We start from the raw sequence: 23,118 nt of genomic DNA on the forward strand, positions 1-23,118 counted from the left end.
ACAATTTGGACATCGTGGTTCGACAATACATGCGAAAGAAGCCTCATGAATTCTACTGCAATCTCAATGTCAAAATCAATTCTTTTAGATCAACAAAACCAAAATACATCTGATGCCGTCAGAATCGTTAACGTCGCCTTCGATGTTGGCAGTGATTCGCTGTTTTGGGCCATGGAATTCTCGGGGAAATCAATCAGTGGCGAGTGTGAGAACAACAGTTCCGAAATACGCACAACGCTCGAAGGTATCCGCAACGAAGTCCAACAACACGGTGACTGTCAACTTCGCGTCCTCTGTGAGTCAACGGGCATCTATCATCGACGACTCTTGCAGCTGGCCGATGAACTCGGCATGCGAACCGCGTTAGTCCATGGAGAAGCGGTCGCCAAGTACCGCACCATTCAATTCGCCGATCATGGCAAGACCGACCAACGAGATCCGAAAGCGGCTTTGACGGTTGCCAAATTTGGCAAACTGATCAAAGACCGTAAGCTTGGGAAACACTACGCGCAGCTGCGAGAACTTCATCGGTTGGTACTCCGCTGTGAAGCCCGCATCAAGGTTGCTAAATGCGAACTGCACGCCGACTTGAGAACTCTGTTTGCTGATCTTCGATTGGACAAGTCGGTGTTGTACGGACCGACCGGCCGTGCGCTGATTGAACAGTTCGCTGGCAACCCGCACGCGATTGTTGCGGTGGGCGAGGAAGTCTTCTACGCACGAATGAAGTCTTGCAGTAAGAACACCAAAACGGCGACTCTGAAAAAACTTTGGCAAGCCGCTAACGATACGGCAAGCAATCAAAAGGATCACTTGTCCGCCACACTTGCCGAAATCCGAGCCACCGCCGTTCGGCAACTTTATGCGGAAATCACGGCATTTTCGCAGCGGCAACGAAAAATCGAAGGTCAAATGCAGGAGCTTTACCTGACGCTTCAAACTTCCGATCCGCGGCTTCCAGGTCCACGCAAGGGAGTCGTCACGCTTCGGATGCTCTCGCGTTTGGTCGCCGAGACCGGACCGCCGGATGATTTCCGCAGGCTCTCGCAGTTGATGCGTTATGCAGGGTTGAACTTGTGTGAACGTCAAAGTGGCAAATGGCGTGGGCGGACGACGATCAGCCGTCGCGGCCGCAGTGAACTACGTTACGTGTTGAACTTGATGGCGATTCCGCTGGTCGGTCGGCAGAAGCTTTTTGGCGACTACTACTGGAAGAAGAAGGACGCTGACAAAATGCCGGGGCAGAAGGCGAATGTTTGCGTGATGCGAAAGATCTTGAAAATGTTTTACGGTTGGTACAAGAGTGGCGAGCCATTCGATCCGGAGCGTGTCTTTGTGATGGCAAGCGAGCACGCTAAAGCGGCCTAGACGAAACGACCAGCAGCAATCACTTTTAAGAAAACGAAAACCTAGGGAGGAACCTCTTCGACCCAAACACTGAACCTTGGCGACCGGTGATGACCACCATGGCATTATCAGTTGGCATCTGCCCAACATGATCGGTGCACATTGACCAGGCGAGCGAGCCTGAGTCCCGTCACACCGGTCGCTTTTATCCTTCGACATGGCCAATGAGTAAGATCAAGTGATTGCTCCAAACGAGAGCCCAAACGCGAACTTTGCCAGTCTAGGATTTGGTTCAATGTGTGAGCCGAAGCAACGAATCAGCGAAGTGCACACACTAAAAATCAACACAAAGTTGCGCGCAAAAAGGGGAGGAGTCAACTCCAAGTTCAAGCATGGTCCGGGCTTCAGCGGCTTAACGCGAGCTCGAAGTATCGGCTCGCTTGCCGCTAGGGCGCTTGACAAGCAAGCGTAAAGCGATCTTTTGGTTCTCTTTTCTTGGTTTGAAGCGAAAGTGTAAAGCGGTTTAGTAGGACACCGCCACTTAAGTATCGGTGGCATCCTGCCGCCGGAATCCGGAACGTTAAACAATATGTCGGCGGAATCCGGAACGTTAAACAATATGCCGCCGGAATCCGGAACGTTAAACAATATGCCGCCGGAATTCGGAACGTTAAACAATATGTCGGCGGCAGGATGCCGCCGCTACGTGCTAAGTGGCGCTGTCGTATTAGACGACCTGAGCGGCATCTCGTTTCTAGGTCATCCGTGTCTGCTCCTTGGCAATGCTGGTTTACTTTGTGCGAAATCGGCTGATCAAGCCACGAATTCCTAGCGTGACCAGCGCGGGGACACCCATAAGGATTGAAATTTTCAGGAAGGGTCCGATGAAGCGGATTGCTCCACGGGGACCATCGCCCTCGAAACCGCCACCGCCCGATTCCGAAATTCTCGCCCTCATCCCGGCGGCCCATTGAGTCTGATCAAGCGGAGCTATCAGAAAGATGACAAACGCCGAGGCGAGCATGATGATTAAAATCGGCCGAATCGACTCACGTAACGTTGGCATTACAAGTCACTCCCTTGCACAACACTGGCTCGTGTGGGTCTGCGTAAAACGTACCTCCTAAAGTTCGTCACAATCCACTTCCAGTGCATTGCTAAATGAACGCCAATCACAAGCATCAGAAGATTGGCACTGATGTCATGGAGAGCTGACCAAAATGGGTCGATCGTGAGATGTATGCCCAGTGCGGGTAGTGCAGCTTCTGAAATGACCACACCTGTAAAGGTCGCTGTCACAAAGAGAAAAAACAAAAGCCAGTCCAGTAGATAGTTAAAGCGTACGTCACCCGGAATCCGCGTCAGAAAGCGTCGAGTAATGCTGACAATCCACTTCCAAGCGAAGATGAGATGCAGGAATAACGGAATGATAATCAGGAAGCTCGCCCATTCATGGATCGCAATGCCGGTCGCCTGCGGGGCGAGTACCAGCACCATGCCAATAAACATGCAGAGATCAAGCCAAACACGTAGCTGCGTGCCGCTTGCTTTTCTCTTGCGAGTCGTTTTGGGTCCCGTAGCGTTGATTCTGTTGTTCCTTACTTGTTGCATCCGTTATGGTTCCACGAGGTATTTCCGCAAGGAGCTCGCAGGATGGTTTTCATCTTGTCTATTTCCTTTGCCAATCAGGTTAAAACAGTGGATGTTTGCTTACGCTGTCCTTCAGTTTTACGGACTGAACGATGGTCCAGTGTTCGTCGATCTTTCCAGCGTCGTTGAAACGGAAGACGTGAACAACGATCTGGCGCGCGGGGAAGCCGTCGTCCGCCTTGATCTCCCTATGGGTTTGCAGATAGACGAGGTCGCCGTCGGCCGCCACGTTCTTGAATTCGACTGTTGATTTGGGACGGTTTTTCCACGGGGGATAGGTTTCCAATGCCTCGACCAGGGCATCAAAGCCATCACCGATCCGCGGATCATGCTGGATGTATTCGCCCGCAAATTTGCGGGCGGCTTCATAATCGCGGTCGCCCATCACGAGTTGGATGAAGTCCATCGCCGCCTTCTTGTTGGCCTCGCTTTTTTCGACGGCTTTCACAGGCATCTTTGCCTTGCTGGCGGGACCGGCTTCCGCACGCAACTCGCGGGCGACGGTGAGGTAGTAGTTTCTGGCGGTCGCGTTGACCATGTCGCTGGCGAGTTTGGTCAATGCGTCTGCTTTGATTTGCTTCGCGTCCTTGTCATCTTTGTTGATGGCAAGCAGGTGATCGGCGAGTTGTGCAGCCCATTGATTGTCGTCGGCGGCCAGCGCGTCGCGAGCGGATTCCAATAGCTTGTCGGTTCCCCCGGCCAGTTTCGCAACACGGTCCGCTTCAGCCTTGGGAGGTAACGGGAACAAGTTGGATGCGTTGCCGTCGAACCAGCCAAGGTAGTTGCTAAACGTCTGGCGGACGCCCCATTCAGGATGCCCGTAAAACGGCTGCAAGTAATCATTGCTCGCCAGGTGTTCGGGAAGCTGCACGTACTCAACCAATTCATCCGGTGTCAGACCTTTGTTGATGCCTTCGACCGTCTTGTCGTGCACGAACTGAACCGCGTCGCGATAGTCGTTCAGAACCCGTTTGACTTCATCGGCTCCCACGACCGGAAGGGTGTGTCCACCGACCAGGGCGTCGGCGTTATGGTCAGCCAACTTTGAAAGCGTTTGTGCCCACCGTCGAGTGATGCGATTGGGTGTACCTCGAATGGCATACAAATTCGGAAAGGATCGGTAGAAGGTGTCTCCAGCGAACAGAACCTTGCCGTCCGGATACCAGACGGACACTCCGTCGTTGGTTTCGCCGGGTGACGAGATGAGTTCCAGTTCCACGCCCGCAACGTTGATCGTCTGCCGGTCGACTTCAAGAAAGTGGGTCGGATTCGTTCCTTCACCGGATGAGAAAACGGCACCGCCGCGTTTCGGATAGCGAACGGGCGCGACACCGTTGTTGATTCGTAGCTCCGGCGGCAGCTTAAATCCCGCTTGTCTTGCACCTCGCACGTTTTGATAGGTCAGTCCGCCCGCTTTCCACGGTCTCGCTTCGCTACCAAAATTGATGTGTGCCCAAATCTGAGGCCGTTCGTCGCCGAGAAACGCCGGTGCTCCGCCAGTGTGGTCTCCGTGCGAGTGCGTGTAGATGATGGCCTTGACTGGTTTGTCGGTAATCTCGCGAAACTTCGTCGCGATTTTTTCCGCCGCTTCACCCATCATCCCCGTATCAACAATGATCACCCCGTCATCGCCGACAATCATCGAAACGTTGGAAACACTGTACCCGACCGCGACGTAGACATCATCAGCAACCTTGACGATCTGCTCAGTGAATTGTGCGTTTTGGTTTCTAAGTCGCTGCGTTGCGTCGTTCGCTTCCTGTGCTTGAATTGAACTCGCACCAAGTAACAAAAGGCAGAGCGTACGGATAAGTTTTTTCACGAGATTGGTCCTTCGAGAAAGTTCTAGCGGAACAACGCAAGCAAATCGGTTTGACTCGACTGATTGTTTAACGCCAAGCCATAGGCGACCGCTTATGGAAAAGCTGACGCCTTCGGCTAAGCGTTAAACGATTCAATCGACAGCCCGCTTGCGCCCTTCCGCTACAGGTTATTTGATTCGTTCGTTTGTTAGGTTCTTCTGCATCTTTCGCAGAACGTTTTGCGTCGTTTCTAGTTCCGACTTCGAGACGCCCTTGAGCGTGGTTTTTCGCAAGTCGTCCAACAGGGGCAGGACGGTTTGAAGTTTCTGCTCGCCTCGTCGAGTCAATCCGACCTTCACGATACGAGCGTCTTCGCTCGATTCGCTCCGCTCAACGAACTTCTGCTCAACGAGTCGATCCAGCTGGCGTTTCACCGTCGTGGGATCACGAATCATCAACAACGCCAACTCGCTCATGCTCAGCGGCTGGCCGGCATCTGACAGAGTGATAAGCGTTTGGGTTTCCTCCGGCGAAAACGGCCAACCCGCGTTCTTCAACACCGCCGCCATTCCCGCACGAATCTGATATGCAACTCGCCCGATCGCGAACCCTGGCGACGATTCAGCATCAAAGTGCATCTTCGCCTCCAGCCAACTCGGTGGTTGCGGTACTGGTTGGTCCGGCAAAGATTGGGCGATACCAGTCAAAGTAGCAGTAGAGCAGAAACACGCATGCTGCAAAGTCGGGAAGCCCGACGACGACGTACTTGTGAGCGAAAAAGGTCACATACAGCAAGATATTGAACGCATAGGGCAGCGACATCAGGACCGCTAGCGGAGCAGTCCGCGGGAAGAACATCAGTCCGCCAGCGACCGTTTTAAACAAGCCTACCCAGAAAATCAGATAGCCTGTCTTCTCGATCGCAATCATGAATTGGCCAACCTCATCCGGTGTCTGACCCACGGGATAGCCGCGCATGGCGAACCCCATCGTCATGATCCCTGTCCCGAACAGGAACAGTGCGAAGAGTATCCGTACGACGAAGGCGAGGCGTGGAAGTCGAACGCTGCGTGTTTCAGATGGAGCCATATCACTTGGTTGATGTGAGTTAAAGTTGCACGTTTGTTTTTATCACTCACGGGGATAGACCACGTAAGTCTAGTGCCTGTATTCTACAGCTAAATATCGACTAGTCAATGCTGGCGGAGAAAAAGTTGGGCGTGGCCTCACTCGTTCCAGTATTTCGGGTCGTCTAAGGCACTAGAGCAACGGACGGTTTCTTGGCAATTCTCAATCGTGCCGGGCGTCCGTTCCGCCACCATCCACGCGACTGCGTTTTGAGGTGAGATCGGGTAGGTTGCTTGAAGACCTTGGACACAGGCGGGCTTGAACCCGAAGCGAGAATCCTGTCCTTTGAAACGCCGAAAGATCTCGGCCGGTGGTTCAAGGTGAATCACGCCACCGAAAGTGAACGGTGGGTGAAGGTATTCAAGAAGAAGTCTGGGATTCCGAGGGTGACTTGGGACGCTCTTCCGTTTGATGTAAAAATCCCACATCGTAGAGAATTTTCCAGGATCCGTCATTCTGCTTTTCCCAAATATGCAACGCTTTAAATCGGTCGGTCGTGAATATATCGTAGGCGATATTGCCCTCCACTCTTATCTCAAGATACTCTCTGTCTTTCTTCCAGTCGTTATTGGCAACCGGCGTGAGATTCCCATCACTTTGAGCCGCTCTTTCCCGGCAAAATTCCGTAATATCCTCACGATCCCACACATACGGTTCCGTATGCAAGCGCTTGGCATTGTCAGCAAAGAAGCTATCAACTTTCAAGAAGTCACCCGCCGCCCAAGCCGTTTCATAGCCTTCAATCGAAGTCATCAGCAAGTCCATCTCCGCATCAGCGTCCATCTCCGCATCAGGGGATGAATCATGGCAACCGCTATCCAATAGTGTGGTCAGTGCTAGGATCATTGATAACGCTGCCATCATTTTTTTTGTCTTCACTTTTTGTCTCCAATTCAATGACTTTCATACCCTTTCCATTCGGCCACCAAAACGCCGCAATTGCGAAATATACAAACATTATCCGTCTGGGGGCAGTGCCATTCGTCTCGCTACCCGCACGAGAATGACACACGTGGCAAGGGAGAAAGCGGAATGGGGCGTCGGCTACCTCGCACAGCGGTCCATCGCGTATCGCTGGCGAATATCAAGAACGACGCGTCCGAGGAAATCCTCGAGCTTTCCGAGCGTCGGTTGGATGATGGGCACGACCTGATGAACGGCACGAATTGATGAACAAGGCAATCGGATGGATGCTTCGCGAAATCGGCAAGCGTGATCCGTCTCGATTGGAAAATTTATTGGGTTCTTCAGAAGCATTTGTGGGTTAAAATGAAGTTGCGGAAGCCCGTTTTTGAAGAAACATGCCAAAACGATGCCGCGTTACTCAATTGAAAAGCTATCGAGGGAAAACCGAACGAAATGGATAAATCATTGCCCCGCCTACAATCCCTACACCATGGTTGAGCGTCGCGTCGAAGGAGTGCTCGGCACCTTGATGGAGGAATCGAAGTGAACGAGATGGGAATCATTACTTGGCAAGAGTTTGAAAACGTTGATCTGCGAGCCGGCACAGTCACGGCGGTCGAAGATTTTCCGCAGGCTCGCAAACCAGCCTACAAGGTCACGGTCGACTTTGGCCCTGAGATTGGCGTGAAACGCACGAGTGCGCAAATCACAGTGAACTACACCAAAGAGGAACTGGTCGGCCGGCAAGTGATTGGCGTCGTGAACTTTCCACGCAAGCAGATCGGTCCAATCATGTCCGAGTTCCTAATCGTCGGATTCTATCGCGATGACGGATCGGTCATCCTAGCGGTCCCAGACAAGTCAATCTCCAACGGTGCAAAGTTGGCGTGAACGAAAAGCTGAGTGGTGCAGGCGATGGGCAAGCAACCGGATCGTCTATGGCGAATTGGGCGAAGAGCACGCGATGGATTTAGTCGCCAATCGTGACGTTGGTTAGCGGCCGGGCGCAAGCCCTCCGGTTTTGAAATGCTCTACCATGTGGGATTGGACGGCTAAGCGTATCGACGATAATAACGCCGTCATCGCCAACAATCATCGACATATTGGCTCCGTGCAACCCAACGGCGGTGAAAATGTTGTCGGTAACTTTGCTTACTTTTTTCTCGAGCGGATGGTGCTGTGCATTGAGCATTCGGAAGCGCCCTCTCGAGCTCCAGTTGCGTCTGCCTACCCGCGATTCAGGTGGTTAGCACCGTACGGACCAAAAGAACAATGGTTCTTCAACTTGTGTTCATTGCATTGTTCTTCTGTATGTCCGAATTTGAATGTGTCGCGTCAAGGAAAGACCGGGCGGGTCATGCAAGATCACGCAAGGCGGTGACGATCTCATCGGGCTCGGCTCGTTTCCGATAGTCGACGTCAACGAAACGCCATGTCACGACACCTTGCCGATTAATCACGAAGGTTGCGGGGATTGGCAAAACGCTTCCGTTTCCGCCGTTGATGTCGGCCAAGTCCAGCTTCCGATCATTCCGCATGTGATTGAGAATCATGTCGGGGACTTTCCACGCAACTCCATACTCAGCCGCAACGCGAGCGTTCAAATCCGAAAGCACGGGGAACGCTAAAGCCTCTTGTTCGGCCTGCGAAAGCGATTCATCAGGCACCTGCGGACTGATCGCGACAAGCTCTGCTCCCAACGACTGAATGTCGGGTAATCGCTGCTGCATCGCTCGCAGTTGCAAGCTGCAATACGGGCACCAGCTACCTCGGTAAAATGTTACAACAACCGGCCCGTTGGCCAGCAACGTTGACAACGATACGGATTCACCGCGAGGGCTCGGCAGTTCGAAGTCAGGAGCTTTTCTTCCGACCTCGATCGCGTTGTCACCCGCCTGAAACGCATCGGCAGATGACAACAGTTCGTCGACTCGTTTCGCAAACTCTGGATTGTTCTTCCGCGTGTTGGCGAACTTCTCTTCGGTTTGTTCTCGTAGAGTGGTCATTGGTATTTCCTTGAGGGACTCTCAGGATGGTTTTCATCTTGTTTATCTCCTCTCCAATTGGTTTCGAGTCGTGGGTGTTTGCCAACGCTGTCTTTCTATGCCGCTGGGCTGCATCATTCGCTTCCTGGGCTTGGATTTGAACGCGCACCCAGTACTAAGAAGCTGAGAGTCGTGCTAGGTGGTCCCGTCACCTGAAGGCGATAACATCAGGCCTTCTTGACAAACTCGGATTTCAGCGACATCGCTCCGATACCGTCGATTTTACAGTCGATGTCGTGATCGCCGTCGACGATGCGGATGTTCTTCACTTTCGTGCCACCTTTCACGACGCCACCATTGAACTTCAGGTCTTTGATGACGATGACAGAGTCGCCGTTTTCAAGCACATTGCCGTTCGCATCGCGAGTCGCCTCCTCTTCCGCGGCAGCCGCTTCGTCGGCCGGCGACCATTCGTGGGCGCATGTTGGGCAGACAAGGAGTGGCCCATCTTCGTAGGTGTATTCGCCGTCACATTGCGGGCAGTTGGGTAGATCGCTCATTCGTTCGTTGCTGGAGGATGTTCAATGAAATGTTGCGATGATTATCCCTTTTCGCGGTCGTTTGACAAGGCGATTGAATCCGAGGCGAAGGCGTGAGCGTTTATCCGATTGGTTCAATCCAATGGATCGTGTTCTCAAGCATTTTCGTGTTCTCAAGCATTTTCGGGGCCGTTGTGGGACAAGCTTCTAGCTTGTTAGCGGTTTGATATCAGGCAAGGGTGCCTGTTCCACGCGGGGCGCACCAAAAATCGGACTGTTCAAAACGTTCTTTTCGGCAACAATAGCTTGCCTACAAACAGAACTCCGCTCAATCCAGAGAGTCCTCCTGAAATGATGAATAACCGTTTGCAACGTTTCCTCGCCGCAAAAACATATGCCGTCGCCGGCGCATCGAATCGGCAACACAAATACGGCAACCAAGTCTTCCGTGCCCTGATCGCCGCTGGCCGCGAGACCTACCCGCTCAATCCCGCCCAAGATGAAATCGAAGGGCACCGAGCGTATCCGTCGATCGCCGATCTGCCGCTTGTCCCCGAAGCGATCTCGATCATAACGCCGCCGGAGGTCACACGGCGAGTGATCGCCGACGCGATCGCCGCTGGCGTGCAACACATCTGGATGCAACCTGGAGCCGAAGACGAGCAGGCCAGCGAATCGGCACGCGCGGCCGGCATCAACGTCATCGACGACGGCAGCTGCATTCTCGTGCTATTGGCTCGTCAATCATGACGGGCGACACTGTAACTCCTCTCTGCGACGATCGTTCTTGAAACCGGAGCCGTGCGTTGGCTGTCGACCGTCGGTTTTATCTGTTTGATGATTTCGCATTTTTGGCCGCGGACATTTGCCTCGGAAATTAGACGATGACCGCTTGGCACCCGCACCCAAACGCCGGCGACGATTTAACCCACTGCGGTAGCGGGCAGCATGAGGTCGGGCATTGGTAGCAGCCGAAAGTTTGTCAAACCTTGTGTTTTAGGCGTCTGTGTGTGATATGCGGGCGTTGCGTGCCTGTTATTCAAGCAGTTGTTTAGCAGGACAATCCCTAGAATTGCTGCAAAGGGAAATCGCTTACCGTTGTCAAAGTGGCCCAGTATCTGCTTAAGGGAAGACGTGACAAAAATTACCTCATGCCTCGTTCGATGCATGGGAACCCTTCCTTCCAAACTGGAAAAACTCTAAAGATGTTTAGTATGTACTGCCCTGCGGCACTGGTACCCTCCCCCGCGACCATCGATCGGATACCGGGGCGGGAAGTCAAAGTCCGTCGCGGTTTTACCCTTGTTGAATTGCTTGTCGTGATTGCCATTATTGGCGTTCTGGTCGGCTTGCTGCTGCCAGCTGTGCAGGCTGCTCGTGAGGCGGCGAGACGCATGAGCTGCAGCAACAATGTGAAGCAACTTGGCTTAGCCGTTCACAACTACCATTCCACCTACAACCAGCTGCCTCGCCAGCTCGGTGGTACGAATGGCTATTTTGATAAGGGCAGCTCTGGGGGAAACAACCTCCGACGCTATGCTCCTGGAAACAACGGTGGCGAACTTTCGGCTTTGGTTGCATTGACTCCGTTCTTCGAGCAGCAAGCGTTATGGGAGCAAATTTCCAACCCATATCAGGTCAGCGAAGGAACGGGTGCTGGGAACGTTTACCAGCCGATGGGTCCTTGGCCCAACCGGACTCTCATCGAATCGGTGAATGCTGCCAGTGGTCTTTACGATCCTTGGATTACCAATATCCCCACGTTGAGATGCCCGAGCGACCCAGGCATTGGTCTCCCTGGCCAAGGTCGTTCCAACTACGGCATTTGCATGGGCGATTCGATTGATCAGACGATCGGCAATCTCTACCACCCTTACAACGGTTCGTTCTACGCAAGTTCGACGACGATCAGTAAGAATCAGGCATCGACTCGCGGTATGTGGCAGCCTGAAATTGACAACAAATTCAGGGACATGATGGATGGCTTGTCCAACACGATTGCCATGGGTGAATTCGTGACGGACAATGGTGATAACGATAAACGAACCGCAGGTGTCAAAGGTGTTTCGGTCAAGTTGGCCGGTGGCGTACGAGGCTGCGAATCTTACGTGGATGCGAATCGTCCTCGTTTTTGGGCGAATACGACATCGATTCTCAACAGTGGCAACGTCGAATGGAGACGGGGTTTGCGTTGGGCGTCTGGGTACGCAATCTTCTCCGGCATCTTCACGATTCTGCCACCAAACCGCGAGATTTGCTACGCAACGGGCTATGTTCAAGGCGATGGTATCCTGCCACCCAGTAGCAACCACCAAGGTGGCTGTCATGTCTTGATGGGCGATGGTGCCGTTCGTTTTATCACCGACTCGATCGACTCCGGCGATCAGAGTCGAGCGATGGTTGCTCTAAGCAGCGTCAATGGCGATGCAACTCTCTCTGTCCCCGGTGCTGCCAGCCCCTTTGGTGTCTGGGGTGCACTCGGAACTCGTTCTGCAAGAGAAGTTATCTCCACGGACTTTTAGTCTCTGTGGTTCAGCTTCGCAGCGACTTGAAACAGGTCTTGTTTTCGCGAGCCGAAGTTTCTTGTCCCTTGTCTTTGTCCTCTCTTCAGGTGCCAGCCGATATGTGGCTGGCACCATTCCCTTTTCAATCGAAAGAATTGATCGTATGAGATTTGTTATCGCATCCATAATGTTGATTGCGTCGGTCAGCGTGATGGGCTGCCAAGAAAAAAAGCCCGAGGTTTCTTATGATTCATCGGACGTCGAAAGGTATTTGGACGACCACCCTGAGTTGAAAGAGGAGCCAGCGAACTACGATCCTGCTAACAGTTAACAGTCGCTTCACGGAAACAATCGGGGCTCGCGACGATGGGAACGACACCGATGCTACCCCTTTGGCGAACTTGTCGAGTGCCTTGCCAACGCTTGACTTTCGTCTTGACAAGAGAGTGGCTGGGGCATCTTGCCCCAGTATGCTGCGGCTGGAAGCCACAGACACGAAAGATGCCTGTCCCAGTATGCTGCGGCTGGGAGCCACAGACACGAAAGATGCTTGCCCCAGTAAGCTGCGGCTGGAAGCCACAGACACGAAAGATGCTTGCCCCAGTATGCTGCGGCTGGAAGCCACAGATACGAAAGATGCTTTCCCTAGTATGCTGCGGCTGGAAGCCACAGACACGAAAGATGCTTGCCCCAGTAAGCTGCGGCTGGAAGCCACAGACACGAAAGATGCTTGCCCTAGTATGCTGCGGCTGGAAGCCACAGACACGAAAGATGCTTTCCCTAGTATGCTGCGGCTGGAAGCCACAGACACGAAAGATGCTTGCCCCAGTAAGCTGCGGCTGGAAGCCACAGACACGAAAGATGCTTGCCCCAGTAAGCTGCGGCTGGAAGCCACAGACACGAAAGATGCTTGCCCCAGTATGCTGCGGCTGGAAGCCACAGACACGAAAGATGCTTGCCCCAGTATGCTGCGGCTGGAAGCCACAGACACGAAAGATGCTTGCCCTAGTATGCTGCGGCTGGGAGCCACAGACACGAAAGATGCTTGCCCCAGTAAGCTGCGACTGGAAGCCACAGACACGAAAGATGCTTTCCCCAGTATGCTGCGGCTGGAAGCCACAGACACGAAAGATGCTTCGTTGTGACAAGACGCTCGTTCGTTGGTCCGACACCAAGAGAACCTCATTCACGGTGGGGGGGCGACGCGCTACGCTTGATCGCAGCGTCGAGCTCCGCTGCACCAAAGGGTTTCACTAGATAGTCGATGATGAATTGGTTTGGCAGAGCGGATGGTCGATCAAGCGATGAAATCATGATGATGGGAACCGAGTATTGCTTGGCAATCTTTTCGACCGCTTGTATCCCGTCGAGTCTCGGCATCATAACATCGGTGATAATCAAGTCGGGTGGGTCTCGCTCGACAAGTTCAAGCAACTCGACTCCATCAGCCGCTTGACCGATTAGATGGTGCCCCAATCGTGGCAAGAGTCGTTCGAAGTATTCACGGATGTCTTGCTCGTCATCAGCGATCAAGATTCTTAGTGAGCAAGTGGTTGGCAACATGATGTTTGCGTGGCAGCGAAATGAGAAACTCAGCCCCCCCGCCCTCACCGTGTCCAACGGTGATACGCCCGCGGTGGGCTTTAAGAATACGTTGGGCAATCGCCATGCCTAAACCGGTACCCTTGGGTTTGGTCGTAAAAAAAGGCTCAAATATTCGGTTTTTTTGATCCACGGTCAGTCCAGGCCCATCGTCTTGGACACGGACGCACAATCCAGGCGCCCCATCGACGTCCCCATCAGCACACTGGATCGTGATACAAACGGGATCGCAACAAGCGAAAAGCGTATTTTCAAACAGGTTGCGAAAGACTTGTTCCATTCGAAACGTGTCCAGCTCGCAGTTCAAGCTATCGCAGTGGATCTCCTCGACGATCGTTGCCTCTCGGCCCGATCGAAGTGGTTCCAAATTGGCCCATGCGTTTCGCCAGGTCTGTGCGATACTGCACACACACGGTTCGAGCGGTAGTGGCGCAGCGAAGCTGCGCAGTTCCTCGAACAGATGTTGTAAATCATTCTTGGCGCGGTCGATTCGATCGAGCTCCTTTGCACCTTCCGAACCAGCTTGGATCTCAAACCCCAGCATATCCACACCGACTTGGATACGTTGCAGTGCATTGCGACTCTCGTGAGCGATTGCGGAAACCATTTGCCCCATCGCCGCGAGTCGTTCGGTTTGCAACAGTTTTAGGCGTGCGTTGGATAGTTCCGAAATATCCTTCGTAATGGCTGAGGTCCCAATGACGTTTCCGTCAAGGTCGCGGATAGGAGATACGGTGAGTGAAATGGAGATGCGTCGCCCGTCCTTGGTTAAACGCTCCGTCTCGAAGTGATCGACTCTTTCTCCGCGGCAAACCCGATCAAGAATATCAGCAAATTCGTCAACATGGTCGGGTGGAATGACGATCGAAGCGGGTTGCCCAATGGCCTCTTCTTCGCTGAAACCGTAGATCCGTGTACTGCCTCGATTCCACGTTTCGATAATGCCGTCAATCGACGTTCGGATGACGCCATCCTCCGTCGAATCAACGATTTCGGCGAGTCGCTTAATGGATGCGACATCTTGAAAGCGTTCGATCGCAATGGCAGCTAAGTCAACGCAGTCGGACATAAACGCATGGTCACAGCTCGCTGTCGCTTGAGGATCACAGGCATACATCGCAAACGTGCCTAGAATCTGACCTTTGCTTGAAACGATCGGTGCAGACCAACTCGCACGCAGGCCAGCCGTTTGTGCAAGACGCGGATGGGCGACGCTTGAATTGACCAACTCGATTGAGGCGAGCATGTCTGGGGACAGCTCTTCCGCGAACTCGATCAGCGTGTCAAGGATCGTGTCTAGCGAGGCTCCGCCAGCGAGCTGTTTTAGCACCCGCGTATGACCCTGAAGTTGCTTCTGGGTCCGAAATGGCTCGACCGTTGGGGACCAGGTTTCCGAGGCATGCAGGTCATCGATTTGCGGCATCACGTATACCTCCCTAGAGTAACCACGAAAAGTAACCACGAATGAACGCATGTCGTTGAAAGCGTGATGAGCCCATTGTTACATGGTGTGTGGATAATGCAAGGCCAACTCAGGGCCAGCGAACGAGGCGAGACGGTTCCTATGGGTCTGATTCTGCCAAAGGAAATTTGGATCGAAAGATTGCCGGTGGCAACCGTTCGACGCTTGCCGACGCGGCGGGGATCGCCGGGTCACGATTTTCGTTCCACAATGCATGCGTTCCATCAAAAATAAACTGAACGGCGATGGCTGCCAATACCAAGCCCATCAATCGCGTCCCGATATTGATCCCCGTACGACCAAGTAAAAGTCCGATTGGATCGGCTAAGCGTAGCGATATCCAGACGCACAGTCCAAGCGCGACACAAACACCAATCATGGCTAAATGATCAAACATCGTATCATTGCGATGCGCAAAGATGATCACGGTACTGATGGCACCAGGACCGGCGATGAGTGGGATCCCCAACGGTACAGCTCCAATGCAATCTTTGTCAGCCGCTTCAACCGTCTCTTCCTGCGTGTGCTTCATCGAGCTTTGCTGTGCCTTCAGCATCGAGACGGCGATCAACAAGATCATGATACCGCCACCAACTTGAAACGCGGGTATGCTGATTCCAAAGAAATTCAAAATGCGTTCACCCACAATAATGTTAACCGACAAGACGGCAGCAACCGTGACCGACGCCAGTAGAGCCGCGCGTCGTCGTTCATGAGACGTATACTCTTTGGTTAGAGAGAGAAACAACGGAATTGCGCCAACTGGATTGGAAATGACAAAGATGGCTGCGATGAATTTGACTATTTCGATTTGCATGATTTCTCCGTAGCACCGTGCTCCCTCTTTGACTGTGTTGCTGTCGCGGTCAAGGTCCACCGTGCAACGTTGCCAACAAGCGGTAGTCGATCGGCCAACTCGTTGCCGTTCCGTCGTCGTTGGTCCAGCGGCAGCGGCCAAGGAAACCCAAACCAAGGTGGGCGGATTTGGGCATTTAGCGCAAGGGACTGCGACATTATGCACACGGTCCATCTCGGTTCGTTCAAAGTCAGGTTCTCGTAAGCCCGTTGTCGCAACCGCCAAATGAACCCCGACATCGACCGAGCCGCAGACTCGATCAAAGAATACCACATCAAAATCTCACCGATCAGAAACCTAGGGTGACACGGTGTGAGTCGACGGCCACCGAGCCCACGCGTTTCCGTAACCAAAGGGTATGCCACGTTGTCTCTCTTCGAATTGCTCGTTTTTTGTCGTTCCGTTGCCCACCGGTTATCCCTTGGAAGTCTCGTAAAATGCCAGGACCGAATGCGGGTGAGAACCGGTGCTGCGAATGTTGCAAACAATATGCCGACCGCGGTACGCAGCTTGCTGTGAATGAGATTCCGAAACAATTCTCTTCCCAACGACTTATGGAATACGCACGATGACCACTATCACATCAGCCATTGCCCAATCCCATGCCGATCATCGTTACTGGCAAAACGATTTAGACACATGGGCCGACGACGTTGCCAACTGGAAGTCGGAACAGTCCGACGCATTGAAAGAGTTGAAGAAGATCGCAGATGAGATTTACGAACACGGCGAGTCTCTGGACGAGCACAATGAAAAGATCGCGACGCTGGCAAGTGCGCTGCACGCACACGAGAAAGCGCTTGCCGAGTGTTTGAAATCAGGCATCGAAGGAGATATGGACGCGGATTTGAACGCTCACCATGAAAAACAAGCCGTCGACCATGCTCATCAACGCGAGGCGCACGAGCGCATCAAAAAACATCACCACCAAGCGATGGCTCAAGTGGCGATCTTGAGAGCCGCCATGGAAGCGGCGATGTGATGCGGAGACGGTAAAGACTCCGCCAATGAAAATCCTCGTTGTCCCTGGCTGTTCGAGCCGCGGTTTGCGTGGTTACGGTTGCGATGGTCTTTGTGAGCTGGTTGTGAGCTGGTTGTGAGCTGGTTGTGAGCTGGTTGCGAGCACATCGCTGGTTTCCACGACCATCTGCCTTTCGTCGCATCGAAGAAAGCGTCAACCGTATGCGGAGCACATGGCGGAGCGTATCGCGGGTATTTTCGATGTGGATGGGCTGATCGGTTCGGTTCCCTTCCTCTCAATGGAACAAGGTTTGGCAAACATCATGAATACGGGCTTGAACATCACCTTCCTTGGCATCGAGCTGACGTCACCTGTGATTGTCGGCTCCTGCCCGCTAACAATCGAACCGGAAGCGGTTCGCCAACTCGCCTGCGCTGGGGCCGGTGCGATCGTGTTGCCGTCGATCTTGCAGGAACAGATCGTCTACTCCGCCTTGAAGACAACGGCCCCGAATGGCGCGATGGACCATAGCGGCTATCAACCGCAGCAAGACGAATACAATGGCGGCATTGACAACTACCTCACCACGATTCGCACACTGAAGCGACAAGAGAAAATCCCGATCCTCGGCAGCATCAATGGTTCGGATGTCGGCATTTGGATCGAGTTTGCCAAGGAAATCCAAGACAGTGGTGCGGATGCGCTGCAGTTGACCTGGCCACCGATCTTGTCGCCCCCCGACGTATCCGCTGACGCGGTGGAAGCGATCCTCGTTGATGCCGTCCGTCATTTACGAAAGAGCATTTCGATCCCGATCGCGGTCAAGCTGAATCAACGGTTTACCAACATCGCTTCGGTTGCGCACCAGCTGCATGATGCCGGTGCCGATGGACTAATACTTTTCACTCATGTCCCCGAATGGGATGTCACCGTCAACCGAATGCACTGGACCGTTCGCTGGGAACTTTCCCCGATCCATTCCTTAGGCCAAACGCTTGAGGGAATCGTCCATGCACGGATTGGTGGACTCCGTATTCCAATTGCCGCCAGTGGCGGAGTGCGGACCGGGGAAGACGCAATCAAGACAATGATCGCTGGTGCGGATGTGGTCATGGTGACCTCCGAGATCTATCGGGAAGGTCCCGATGTGGTTTGCAAAATCAACCAAGGCATCCGACAGTTTCTAACGAATAGTCCGCACCATTCGCTTCGTGCGTTCCAGCAAGCACGCCCGAGCGTTGAACTTGGACCCATGCGTAAGATGCGGCTGGAATATGTTGAACCGCTTACGCGAACGACCCACTATTTCGACCCGACGCCGAATGCCACCACGAATACGGGAAACGGCTACGGGCATAAAGCTACGTAGCACGTTGTTCCTTCATATGCGTTTTTCGGCGAATCGAAGCAGGAAAAGGGAATGACAAGATTCTGCAAACCATTTCGCACCGTGGTGGATATTCGGTACAAAAATTGCATTTTACGAAATGATGTTTCGGAACATGTCCGTCCGAAAAACATGTTACCTCTTTTAGATCGAAGGTAGAAAAGATGAGATTCAACATTCCATGGGCAAGTGAACTAAACCGCTTGCAAGAAGAGATGGAGCGAGTGTTTGGTGACGGAGCAAGAGAGAGTCTACTACGTCCTCGCGCCTATCCGCCCGTCAATATCTGGGAAGACGACGACAACCTGTATGTCGAGAGCGAGATCCCGGGCATGGAACTCGACGAATTTGAATTGTTATCCAGTGACGAGAATTCGCTGACCATCCAAGGTGAACGCAAGAAGCCCGCCAATGGATCAAGCTCCGCCCATCGGCAAGAACGTAGCTTCGGGCGGTTCTCGCGAATCATACAGCTACCCGCCAGTGTTGATGCGGACAAGACCTCAGCGCAATACAAGGCCGGCGTTCTGAAAATCATGCTGGCAAAGAAAGAAGAAGCCAAACCACGGCACATCACCGTGACGGCTGGTTAACACACATTGTCGAACATGGCCGCTAGAAACATGGCCGCTAAAAACATGGCCGCTAAAAACATGGCCGCTAGAAACATGGCCTTACAAGTCCCTAAATCATTGGAGAATCAAAAATGACAGACACAACACTTACCCCTCCCAAGCCAGCTCAAGTCGAGGCAGAGCGAACAAGTCAAACGCCAGTGTACCGACCTGGATTTGACATCCTTGAGTCAGAGAACGAGTTGACACTCTATGGCGATATGCCAGGCGTCGAGGACAAAGACCTCGACATCCGGTACGAAAACGAACGATTGACGATCCAGGGCAAGGTTCCAGCTCGGAATGAGTCGGAAACCATGTTACGTCAGGAATACGGCATTGGCGATTATGAGCGCACGTTCATGATCGGCGAATCGATCGATGCCGAAAAGATCAGTGCCGAAATTCACAACGGTGTCTTGATTGTCCACTTGCCCAAGACGGAAGCCGTCAAACCGAAACGCATCGAAGTCAAGGCAACCTAGCGTGGTGCATGCTTACTGTGAATTTGCTTTTTCCCCTCACTCACGCTGGTCTCCAGCGTGTCAATCATAAGGAAACGTTACCATGTTCAAAAGCTTAGTTCCGCAGCGAAAAACGGGAGAGACCGAACTCGCCAAAACTCGACCGACGAGCGAACTCGCCCGTTTCCGTACAACCTTCGACCGGATGCTCAGTGACTTTTGGAACTCCGACACCGACGACCTTTGGGATTCTCAATGGGGCTATGATGTCCAAGACAGCGAGAATGAGCTTGTCGTACGAGCTGAAGCCCCCGGTTTCGAACCAGAGGAAATCGATGTGCAGTTATCGGGCAACCGTTTGGTGGTGCAAGCCTCTCACAGGTCAGAGAGCAAGAGCGACACGGGCACGTCTTCTTCGTACGGAAGAGTCTATCGTAGCATGACCGTGCCCGATGGTATCGAAGCGGACAATATCCAGGCCACTTACAAGAACGGGGTGCTGGAAGTGCATTTGCCCAAAGGCGAGCAAGCCAAGGCAAAACGAATCGCTGTTCATTCGTAGTAGCGGTTTCACCGTTTCGGCGGCGACGTAAACGCGTTTGAGCCGGTGGCGTGTCGGGCTGTCGATTGAATCGTTTAACGCTTAGCCGAAGGCGTCAGCTTTTCCGTAAGCGGTCGCCTATAGCTTGTCGTTAAACAATCAGTCGAGTCAAACCGATTAAATCGACAGGCCGGTGTGCCACCGGCAAGGGCGTGTCGACCGGCTGGCGGTGATTTCTTAGCCGTCTGTTTGAAGCGTGCAAAGAGACAAAGCAACCATCCAATAGATCAGGCAACGCGTCGCCGGTTGCTATTCGTTTGGTCCATTCTTGCCAACGGCTGTTCCCATTTCGTATCAGCGGGGTGTCCCGGCGCGAAGCTTTTCCAGTTCGGTCACGATTTTTCCATTGGCAAAGATCGTCACGGTGCCCGTTGACTCGCTGACCGCAACTGCGACGGAATTGGTGACTGCAGTGACACCGGCTGCGGAGTGATGTCGCGCGCCAAGCCCGCGTGGTAGCGAGTATTCCTCCTCATCCCGGAGCGACGTCTTCAAATAGGCTCCACACGTTTCGATGATTCCGTCGCCCCGCAGGATAAACGCGCCGTCGATGGTGGAAAGCTCTTTGACGGTCTCCTCGAGTGCTGGATCCAGTACGTTTCTCTCCTCTCCGGAGTATCCGCGAAACGGATTGATAATCAATTGTTTCGACAATGAGACGACTCGCTCAGCGTCGCCAATCACAAACAATGCACCGACCGCCTTGCCCTCACGACCTTCACTGCCGAGTTCCGCTGCAATCGCGACAATCCGATCGATCACTTCAGCCGAAACGCCCTCCGGCAAGTATTCACTCGTTCCAATGGCTGCCATACTGTCAAACTCATCGCCAACTTTGGTAACGAAAAGCGTATCAATCGAATGTTTCTCCGAAGAGCCTGTGAGGCACACGACCGTGTCATCCCGCTGGATCAAATTGCTAGAGAGAGCCAAGAACATCGCAATTTTGACCTGGCCAAAACGACTCAGATTCACGTCCGGAACACGGATATAGCGTTGTCGGTGATTCGATAATCGATGGTTATCCGCCGATGATTTTGTAATGTAGATCAACCGACAGTCATGATCCGCATCGAGCTCAATCTGTTGGTTCTCTAACGCGTCGGAGTAGACGAAAATCGCATTGGCGTGACAGTCGCGTGCGACTGAAACGGCATGGCGTAGCAACGATTGCGTGGTGTTGGTTTGCGATGTCGAATCGTCAGAAGTCATCGATTTCAATACTGTAGCTGATGGGAAAGCCGAGAGGTGTCCAGGGCATGTCTTTGGCAAAGCGAACGATCCGTGAACGATCCGTGAACTCACTGCAACGGTCGTGCCAGAGCCTACCTTGGTGGGGCAACTTCCAACCGAGACGCCGAGTCCCACCGCCGCAGACGCCGCTTTGGCATTCTTAGCCCGGCTAATGCGCAGACTGTTTTTCGACCAATGAACGTAAACGCTTTGCTGCATGGGAGTTATCGAAACATTATGCGAACCCATGAATCATCCGGGTTAGTGCTTTGTCACCACGAAGAATACGGGTAAGCATCTTTCGTGTCTGTGGCTTCCAGCCGCAGCTTACAGGAGCAAAGATGGCCCAGCCACTCTTTGGTCAAGCCTAAAACCAAGATGTGGATTCGTGTCTGTGGCTTCCAGCCGCAGCATACTGGGGCAAAGATGCCCCAGCCACTCTTTGGCCTAGCCTAAAACCAAGATGTGGATTCGTGTCTGTGGCTTCCAGCCGCAGCTTACAGGAGCAAAGATGGCCCAGCCATTCTTTGGCCGAGCCTAAAACCAAGATGTGGATTCGTGGCTGTGGCTTCCAGCCGCAGCATACTGGGGCAATATGGCCCAGCCACTCTTTGGCCAAGCCTAAAACCAAGATGTGGATTCGTGTCTGTGGCTTCCAGCCGCAGCTTACGGGAGCAAAGATGGCCCAGCCACTCTTTGGCCAAGCCTAAAACCAAGATGTGGATTCGTGTCTGTGGCTTCCAGCCGCAGCTTACGGGAGCAAAGATGGCCCAGCCACTCTTTGGCCGAGCCTAAAACCAAGATGTGGATTCGTGTCTGTGGCTTCCAGCCGCAGCTTACAGGAGCAAAGATGGCCCAGCCACTCTTTGGCCGAGCCTAAAACCAAGATGTGGATTCGTGGCTGTGGCTTCCAGCCGCAGCATACAGGAGCAAGATGGCCCAGCCACTCTTTGGCCTAGCCTAAAACCAAGATGTGGATTCGTGGCTGTGGCTTCCAGCCGCAGCTTACAGGAGCAAAGATGGCCCAGCCACTCTTTGGCCGAGCCTAAAACCAAGATGTGGATTCGTGGCTGTGGCTTCCAGCCGCAGCATACTGGGGCAAGATGCCCCAGCCACTCTTTGGCCTAGCCTAGAACCAAGATGTGGAAAAAGACGAGGGACAGATTGGCACTCTCCGGTGGTAAGGGGGGGCCATTGCGATCACCCCTGGCTCTGGAATCGCTTTCCCAACCGTGGAAACTGATGCCGACTTAGCGGAGCAAATTGCTGGTCGTCATCGAAATACATTTGATGCGTGATGGTGATTAGATTGGCATCGAAGTCGATCACGTTAAAGGAGTTCTTTTCGCGTTCGGATCCACGTCCACGTCGTGAAGTCGTCGTACCACACTGGACGATCACAATCCCCCGATCGCGATGGTGACCAGGGTAGAAGTTGAGAGAGTTTCCGATATAGGCACGGTGCAAGTGTCCGCCTAGGATCATTTCGACACCTAGTTCGACGAATTGATTGATCGCACGCTTTGCCTTGGGCATCGTTTGATCATGTAGGTAGTCAGGAGCCGGCGCAAAGTGGTGATGTGCGACGATCATCCTCGCGGCCTCAGGCGGCGTATCCGCAAAGACTTTTCGACAATGCTCTAGTTGTTTTATGCCAATGCGTCCATTTGAGATCGCCCGGTGAGGTGCCGTCGAGTCGATGCCGACCAGTACCGCCTGACCGAGTCTTAGGACTGGATTCAGATCGGGCGAGATGATTTCTTTGTACAACCCGAGTGGATCGCACCACCGTTCTTTCACTCGGTAGAGCGGAATATCGTGATTGCCGGGAATCACCAGTGTCGGTCGGTCAGGAAGGCGGTCGAGAAAATCGCGAGCTCGTAGAAACTGTCCTCGCTTTGCACGCTGGGTCAGATCGCCGCTGACGACAATCACATCTGGCTGAAGCGTGGGAGCTAACTGCAGAAACGCCTCGCCGATTTCGGGCACGTAGGGCGGACCGAAGTGCAGATCGGATAGATGTAGAATTCTCATGTTTGCGTTGGCACGGGATTTTCACGTCGAGGGTAATCTTCTG

Annotated in this window: 28 protein-coding genes; 13 read left to right on the top strand and 15 right to left on the bottom strand. The window is 53.2% G+C overall.

Annotated features, from left to right (window positions below):
- The first annotated feature begins 66 nt into the window (after positions 1–66).
- Positions 67–1,368 (top strand): transposase, encoded by a 1,302-nt coding sequence (locus Q31b_RS11945; protein ID WP_197171389.1) that lies wholly within the window; start codon positions 67–69, stop codon positions 1,366–1,368.
- Positions 1,369–2,137: 769 nt separating this feature from the next.
- On the opposite strand, the gene Q31b_RS11950 is transcribed toward Q31b_RS11945, so the two are convergent.
- The 6 genes from Q31b_RS11950 to Q31b_RS28180 form a co-directional block, all read right to left on the bottom strand.
- Positions 2,138–2,413 (bottom strand): hypothetical protein, encoded by a 276-nt coding sequence (locus Q31b_RS11950; RefSeq protein WP_146599887.1) that lies wholly within the window; start codon positions 2,411–2,413, stop codon positions 2,138–2,140.
- Positions 2,413–2,958, bottom strand: a complete 546-nt coding sequence (locus Q31b_RS11955) for a DUF4405 domain-containing protein (protein ID WP_146599888.1) — start codon at positions 2,956–2,958, stop codon at positions 2,413–2,415. Before Q31b_RS11955 ends, Q31b_RS11950 begins: the two co-directional genes overlap by 1 nt.
- A gap of 79 nt (positions 2,959–3,037) precedes the next feature.
- On the bottom strand, positions 3,038–4,819 hold the full coding sequence (locus Q31b_RS11960; RefSeq protein WP_146599889.1) for an alkyl sulfatase dimerization domain-containing protein: 1,782 nt from the start codon (positions 4,817–4,819) through the stop codon (positions 3,038–3,040).
- A gap of 168 nt (positions 4,820–4,987) precedes the next feature.
- A complete protein-coding gene (locus Q31b_RS11965; protein WP_146599890.1) occupies positions 4,988–5,437 on the bottom strand; it encodes a MarR family winged helix-turn-helix transcriptional regulator in 450 nt (149 codons plus the stop codon).
- Positions 5,427–5,888, bottom strand: coding sequence for a hypothetical protein (locus tag Q31b_RS11970; RefSeq protein WP_146599891.1), 462 nt, complete (start codon positions 5,886–5,888; stop codon positions 5,427–5,429). The genes Q31b_RS11965 and Q31b_RS11970 overlap by 11 nt, the downstream gene beginning before the upstream one ends.
- A gap of 399 nt (positions 5,889–6,287) precedes the next feature.
- Positions 6,288–6,806 carry a YybH family protein gene (locus Q31b_RS28180; RefSeq protein ID WP_197171391.1) on the bottom strand — a complete coding sequence of 173 codons (519 nt, stop codon included), beginning with the start codon at positions 6,804–6,806 and terminating at the stop codon, positions 6,288–6,290.
- 60 nt (positions 6,807–6,866) lie between these two features.
- Here Q31b_RS28180 and Q31b_RS11985 point away from each other — a divergent pair, with 60 nt between their 5' ends.
- Genes Q31b_RS11985 through Q31b_RS11995 form a run of 4 tightly spaced genes read left to right on the top strand, consistent with a single transcriptional unit; the run spans position 6,867 to position 7,724 of the window.
- Positions 6,867–7,097 carry a hypothetical protein gene (locus tag Q31b_RS11985; protein WP_146599893.1) on the top strand — a complete coding sequence of 77 codons (231 nt, stop codon included), beginning with the start codon at positions 6,867–6,869 and terminating at the stop codon, positions 7,095–7,097.
- Positions 7,098–7,117: 20 nt separating this feature from the next.
- A complete protein-coding gene (locus Q31b_RS29630) occupies positions 7,118–7,195 on the top strand; it encodes a hypothetical protein (RefSeq protein WP_390622326.1) in 78 nt (25 codons plus the stop codon).
- Positions 7,196–7,239: 44 nt separating this feature from the next.
- Positions 7,240–7,380, top strand: coding sequence for a hypothetical protein (locus Q31b_RS28190; protein ID WP_197171395.1), 141 nt, complete (start codon positions 7,240–7,242; stop codon positions 7,378–7,380).
- Between the two features lie 5 nt (positions 7,381–7,385).
- Complete coding sequence (locus tag Q31b_RS11995; protein ID WP_146600012.1) at positions 7,386–7,724, top strand: tRNA-binding protein; 339 nt, start codon at positions 7,386–7,388, stop codon at positions 7,722–7,724.
- Positions 7,725–7,803: 79 nt separating this feature from the next.
- Here the strand turns inward: Q31b_RS11995 and Q31b_RS29490 are convergent, their stop codons facing one another.
- The 3 genes from Q31b_RS29490 to Q31b_RS12010 form a co-directional block, all read right to left on the bottom strand.
- Entirely contained in the window at positions 7,804–8,025 is a 222-nt protein-coding gene (locus Q31b_RS29490) for a hypothetical protein (RefSeq protein ID WP_146599894.1), read from the bottom strand.
- Between the two features lie 163 nt (positions 8,026–8,188).
- On the bottom strand, positions 8,189–8,839 hold the full coding sequence (locus Q31b_RS12005; RefSeq protein WP_146599895.1) for a peroxiredoxin-like family protein: 651 nt from the start codon (positions 8,837–8,839) through the stop codon (positions 8,189–8,191).
- 206 nt (positions 8,840–9,045) lie between these two features.
- Complete coding sequence (locus tag Q31b_RS12010) at positions 9,046–9,378, bottom strand: zinc ribbon domain-containing protein YjdM (protein WP_146599896.1); 333 nt, start codon at positions 9,376–9,378, stop codon at positions 9,046–9,048.
- A 333-nt stretch (positions 9,379–9,711) separates the two neighbouring features.
- On the opposite strand from Q31b_RS12010, the gene Q31b_RS12015 reads away from it, so the two are divergent.
- The 3 genes from Q31b_RS12015 to Q31b_RS28195 all read left to right on the top strand — a co-directional run bounded on the left by Q31b_RS12015 (position 9,712) and on the right by Q31b_RS28195 (position 12,192).
- Entirely contained in the window at positions 9,712–10,107 is a 396-nt protein-coding gene (locus tag Q31b_RS12015) for a CoA-binding protein (protein ID WP_146600013.1), read from the top strand.
- Between the two features lie 464 nt (positions 10,108–10,571).
- On the top strand, positions 10,572–11,879 hold the full coding sequence (locus Q31b_RS12020) for a DUF1559 domain-containing protein (protein ID WP_146600014.1): 1,308 nt from the start codon (positions 10,572–10,574) through the stop codon (positions 11,877–11,879).
- Between the two features lie 145 nt (positions 11,880–12,024).
- Positions 12,025–12,192 carry a hypothetical protein gene (locus Q31b_RS28195; protein ID WP_197171397.1) on the top strand — a complete coding sequence of 56 codons (168 nt, stop codon included), beginning with the start codon at positions 12,025–12,027 and terminating at the stop codon, positions 12,190–12,192.
- On the opposite strand, the gene Q31b_RS29635 is transcribed toward Q31b_RS28195, so the two are convergent.
- From Q31b_RS29635 to Q31b_RS12040, 4 genes are all read right to left on the bottom strand, one after another.
- Positions 12,182–13,102, bottom strand: coding sequence for a DUF1720 domain-containing protein (locus Q31b_RS29635; RefSeq protein ID WP_390622319.1), 921 nt, complete (start codon positions 13,100–13,102; stop codon positions 12,182–12,184). The genes Q31b_RS28195 and Q31b_RS29635 overlap by 11 nt on opposite strands.
- Positions 13,044–13,394 carry a response regulator gene (locus Q31b_RS12030; RefSeq protein ID WP_197171402.1) on the bottom strand — a complete coding sequence of 117 codons (351 nt, stop codon included), beginning with the start codon at positions 13,392–13,394 and terminating at the stop codon, positions 13,044–13,046. Before Q31b_RS12030 ends, Q31b_RS29635 begins: the two co-directional genes overlap by 59 nt.
- A complete protein-coding gene (locus Q31b_RS12035) occupies positions 13,384–14,886 on the bottom strand; it encodes a two-component system sensor histidine kinase NtrB (RefSeq protein ID WP_197171405.1) in 1,503 nt (500 codons plus the stop codon). Before Q31b_RS12035 ends, Q31b_RS12030 begins: the two co-directional genes overlap by 11 nt.
- Before the next feature lie 139 nt (positions 14,887–15,025).
- Entirely contained in the window at positions 15,026–16,054 is a 1,029-nt protein-coding gene (locus tag Q31b_RS12040) for a MarC family protein (protein ID WP_231617500.1), read from the bottom strand.
- Between the two features lie 295 nt (positions 16,055–16,349).
- Here Q31b_RS12040 and Q31b_RS12045 point away from each other — a divergent pair, with 295 nt between their 5' ends.
- From Q31b_RS12045 to Q31b_RS12065, 5 genes are all read left to right on the top strand, one after another.
- Complete coding sequence (locus Q31b_RS12045) at positions 16,350–16,763, top strand: hypothetical protein (protein WP_146599900.1); 414 nt, start codon at positions 16,350–16,352, stop codon at positions 16,761–16,763.
- 211 nt (positions 16,764–16,974) lie between these two features.
- Positions 16,975–18,111 (top strand): alpha-hydroxy-acid oxidizing protein, encoded by a 1,137-nt coding sequence (locus tag Q31b_RS12050; RefSeq protein WP_231617501.1) that lies wholly within the window; start codon positions 16,975–16,977, stop codon positions 18,109–18,111.
- Positions 18,112–18,293: 182 nt separating this feature from the next.
- Entirely contained in the window at positions 18,294–18,722 is a 429-nt protein-coding gene (locus tag Q31b_RS12055; RefSeq protein WP_146599901.1) for an Hsp20/alpha crystallin family protein, read from the top strand.
- A gap of 113 nt (positions 18,723–18,835) precedes the next feature.
- Positions 18,836–19,228 (top strand): Hsp20/alpha crystallin family protein, encoded by a 393-nt coding sequence (locus Q31b_RS12060; protein WP_146599902.1) that lies wholly within the window; start codon positions 18,836–18,838, stop codon positions 19,226–19,228.
- Between the two features lie 82 nt (positions 19,229–19,310).
- Positions 19,311–19,769 carry an Hsp20/alpha crystallin family protein gene (locus Q31b_RS12065; RefSeq protein ID WP_146599903.1) on the top strand — a complete coding sequence of 153 codons (459 nt, stop codon included), beginning with the start codon at positions 19,311–19,313 and terminating at the stop codon, positions 19,767–19,769.
- Between the two features lie 333 nt (positions 19,770–20,102).
- Here the strand turns inward: Q31b_RS12065 and Q31b_RS12070 are convergent, their stop codons facing one another.
- Together Q31b_RS12070 and Q31b_RS12075 are read right to left on the bottom strand one after the other, a co-directional pair.
- The gene (locus Q31b_RS12070) at positions 20,103–21,020 is read right to left on the bottom strand and encodes a DNA integrity scanning protein DisA nucleotide-binding domain protein (RefSeq protein ID WP_197171409.1); all 918 of its coding nucleotides are present in this window, start codon (positions 21,018–21,020) and stop codon (positions 20,103–20,105) included.
- 1,221 nt (positions 21,021–22,241) lie between these two features.
- On the bottom strand, positions 22,242–23,075 hold the full coding sequence (locus Q31b_RS12075; RefSeq protein ID WP_146599905.1) for a metallophosphoesterase family protein: 834 nt from the start codon (positions 23,073–23,075) through the stop codon (positions 22,242–22,244).
- Between the last annotated feature and the right edge of the window lie 43 nt (positions 23,076–23,118).

Source organism: Novipirellula aureliae, assembly GCF_007860185.1.
Taxonomy (GTDB): Bacteria; Planctomycetota; Planctomycetia; order Pirellulales; family Pirellulaceae; genus Novipirellula_A; species Novipirellula_A aureliae.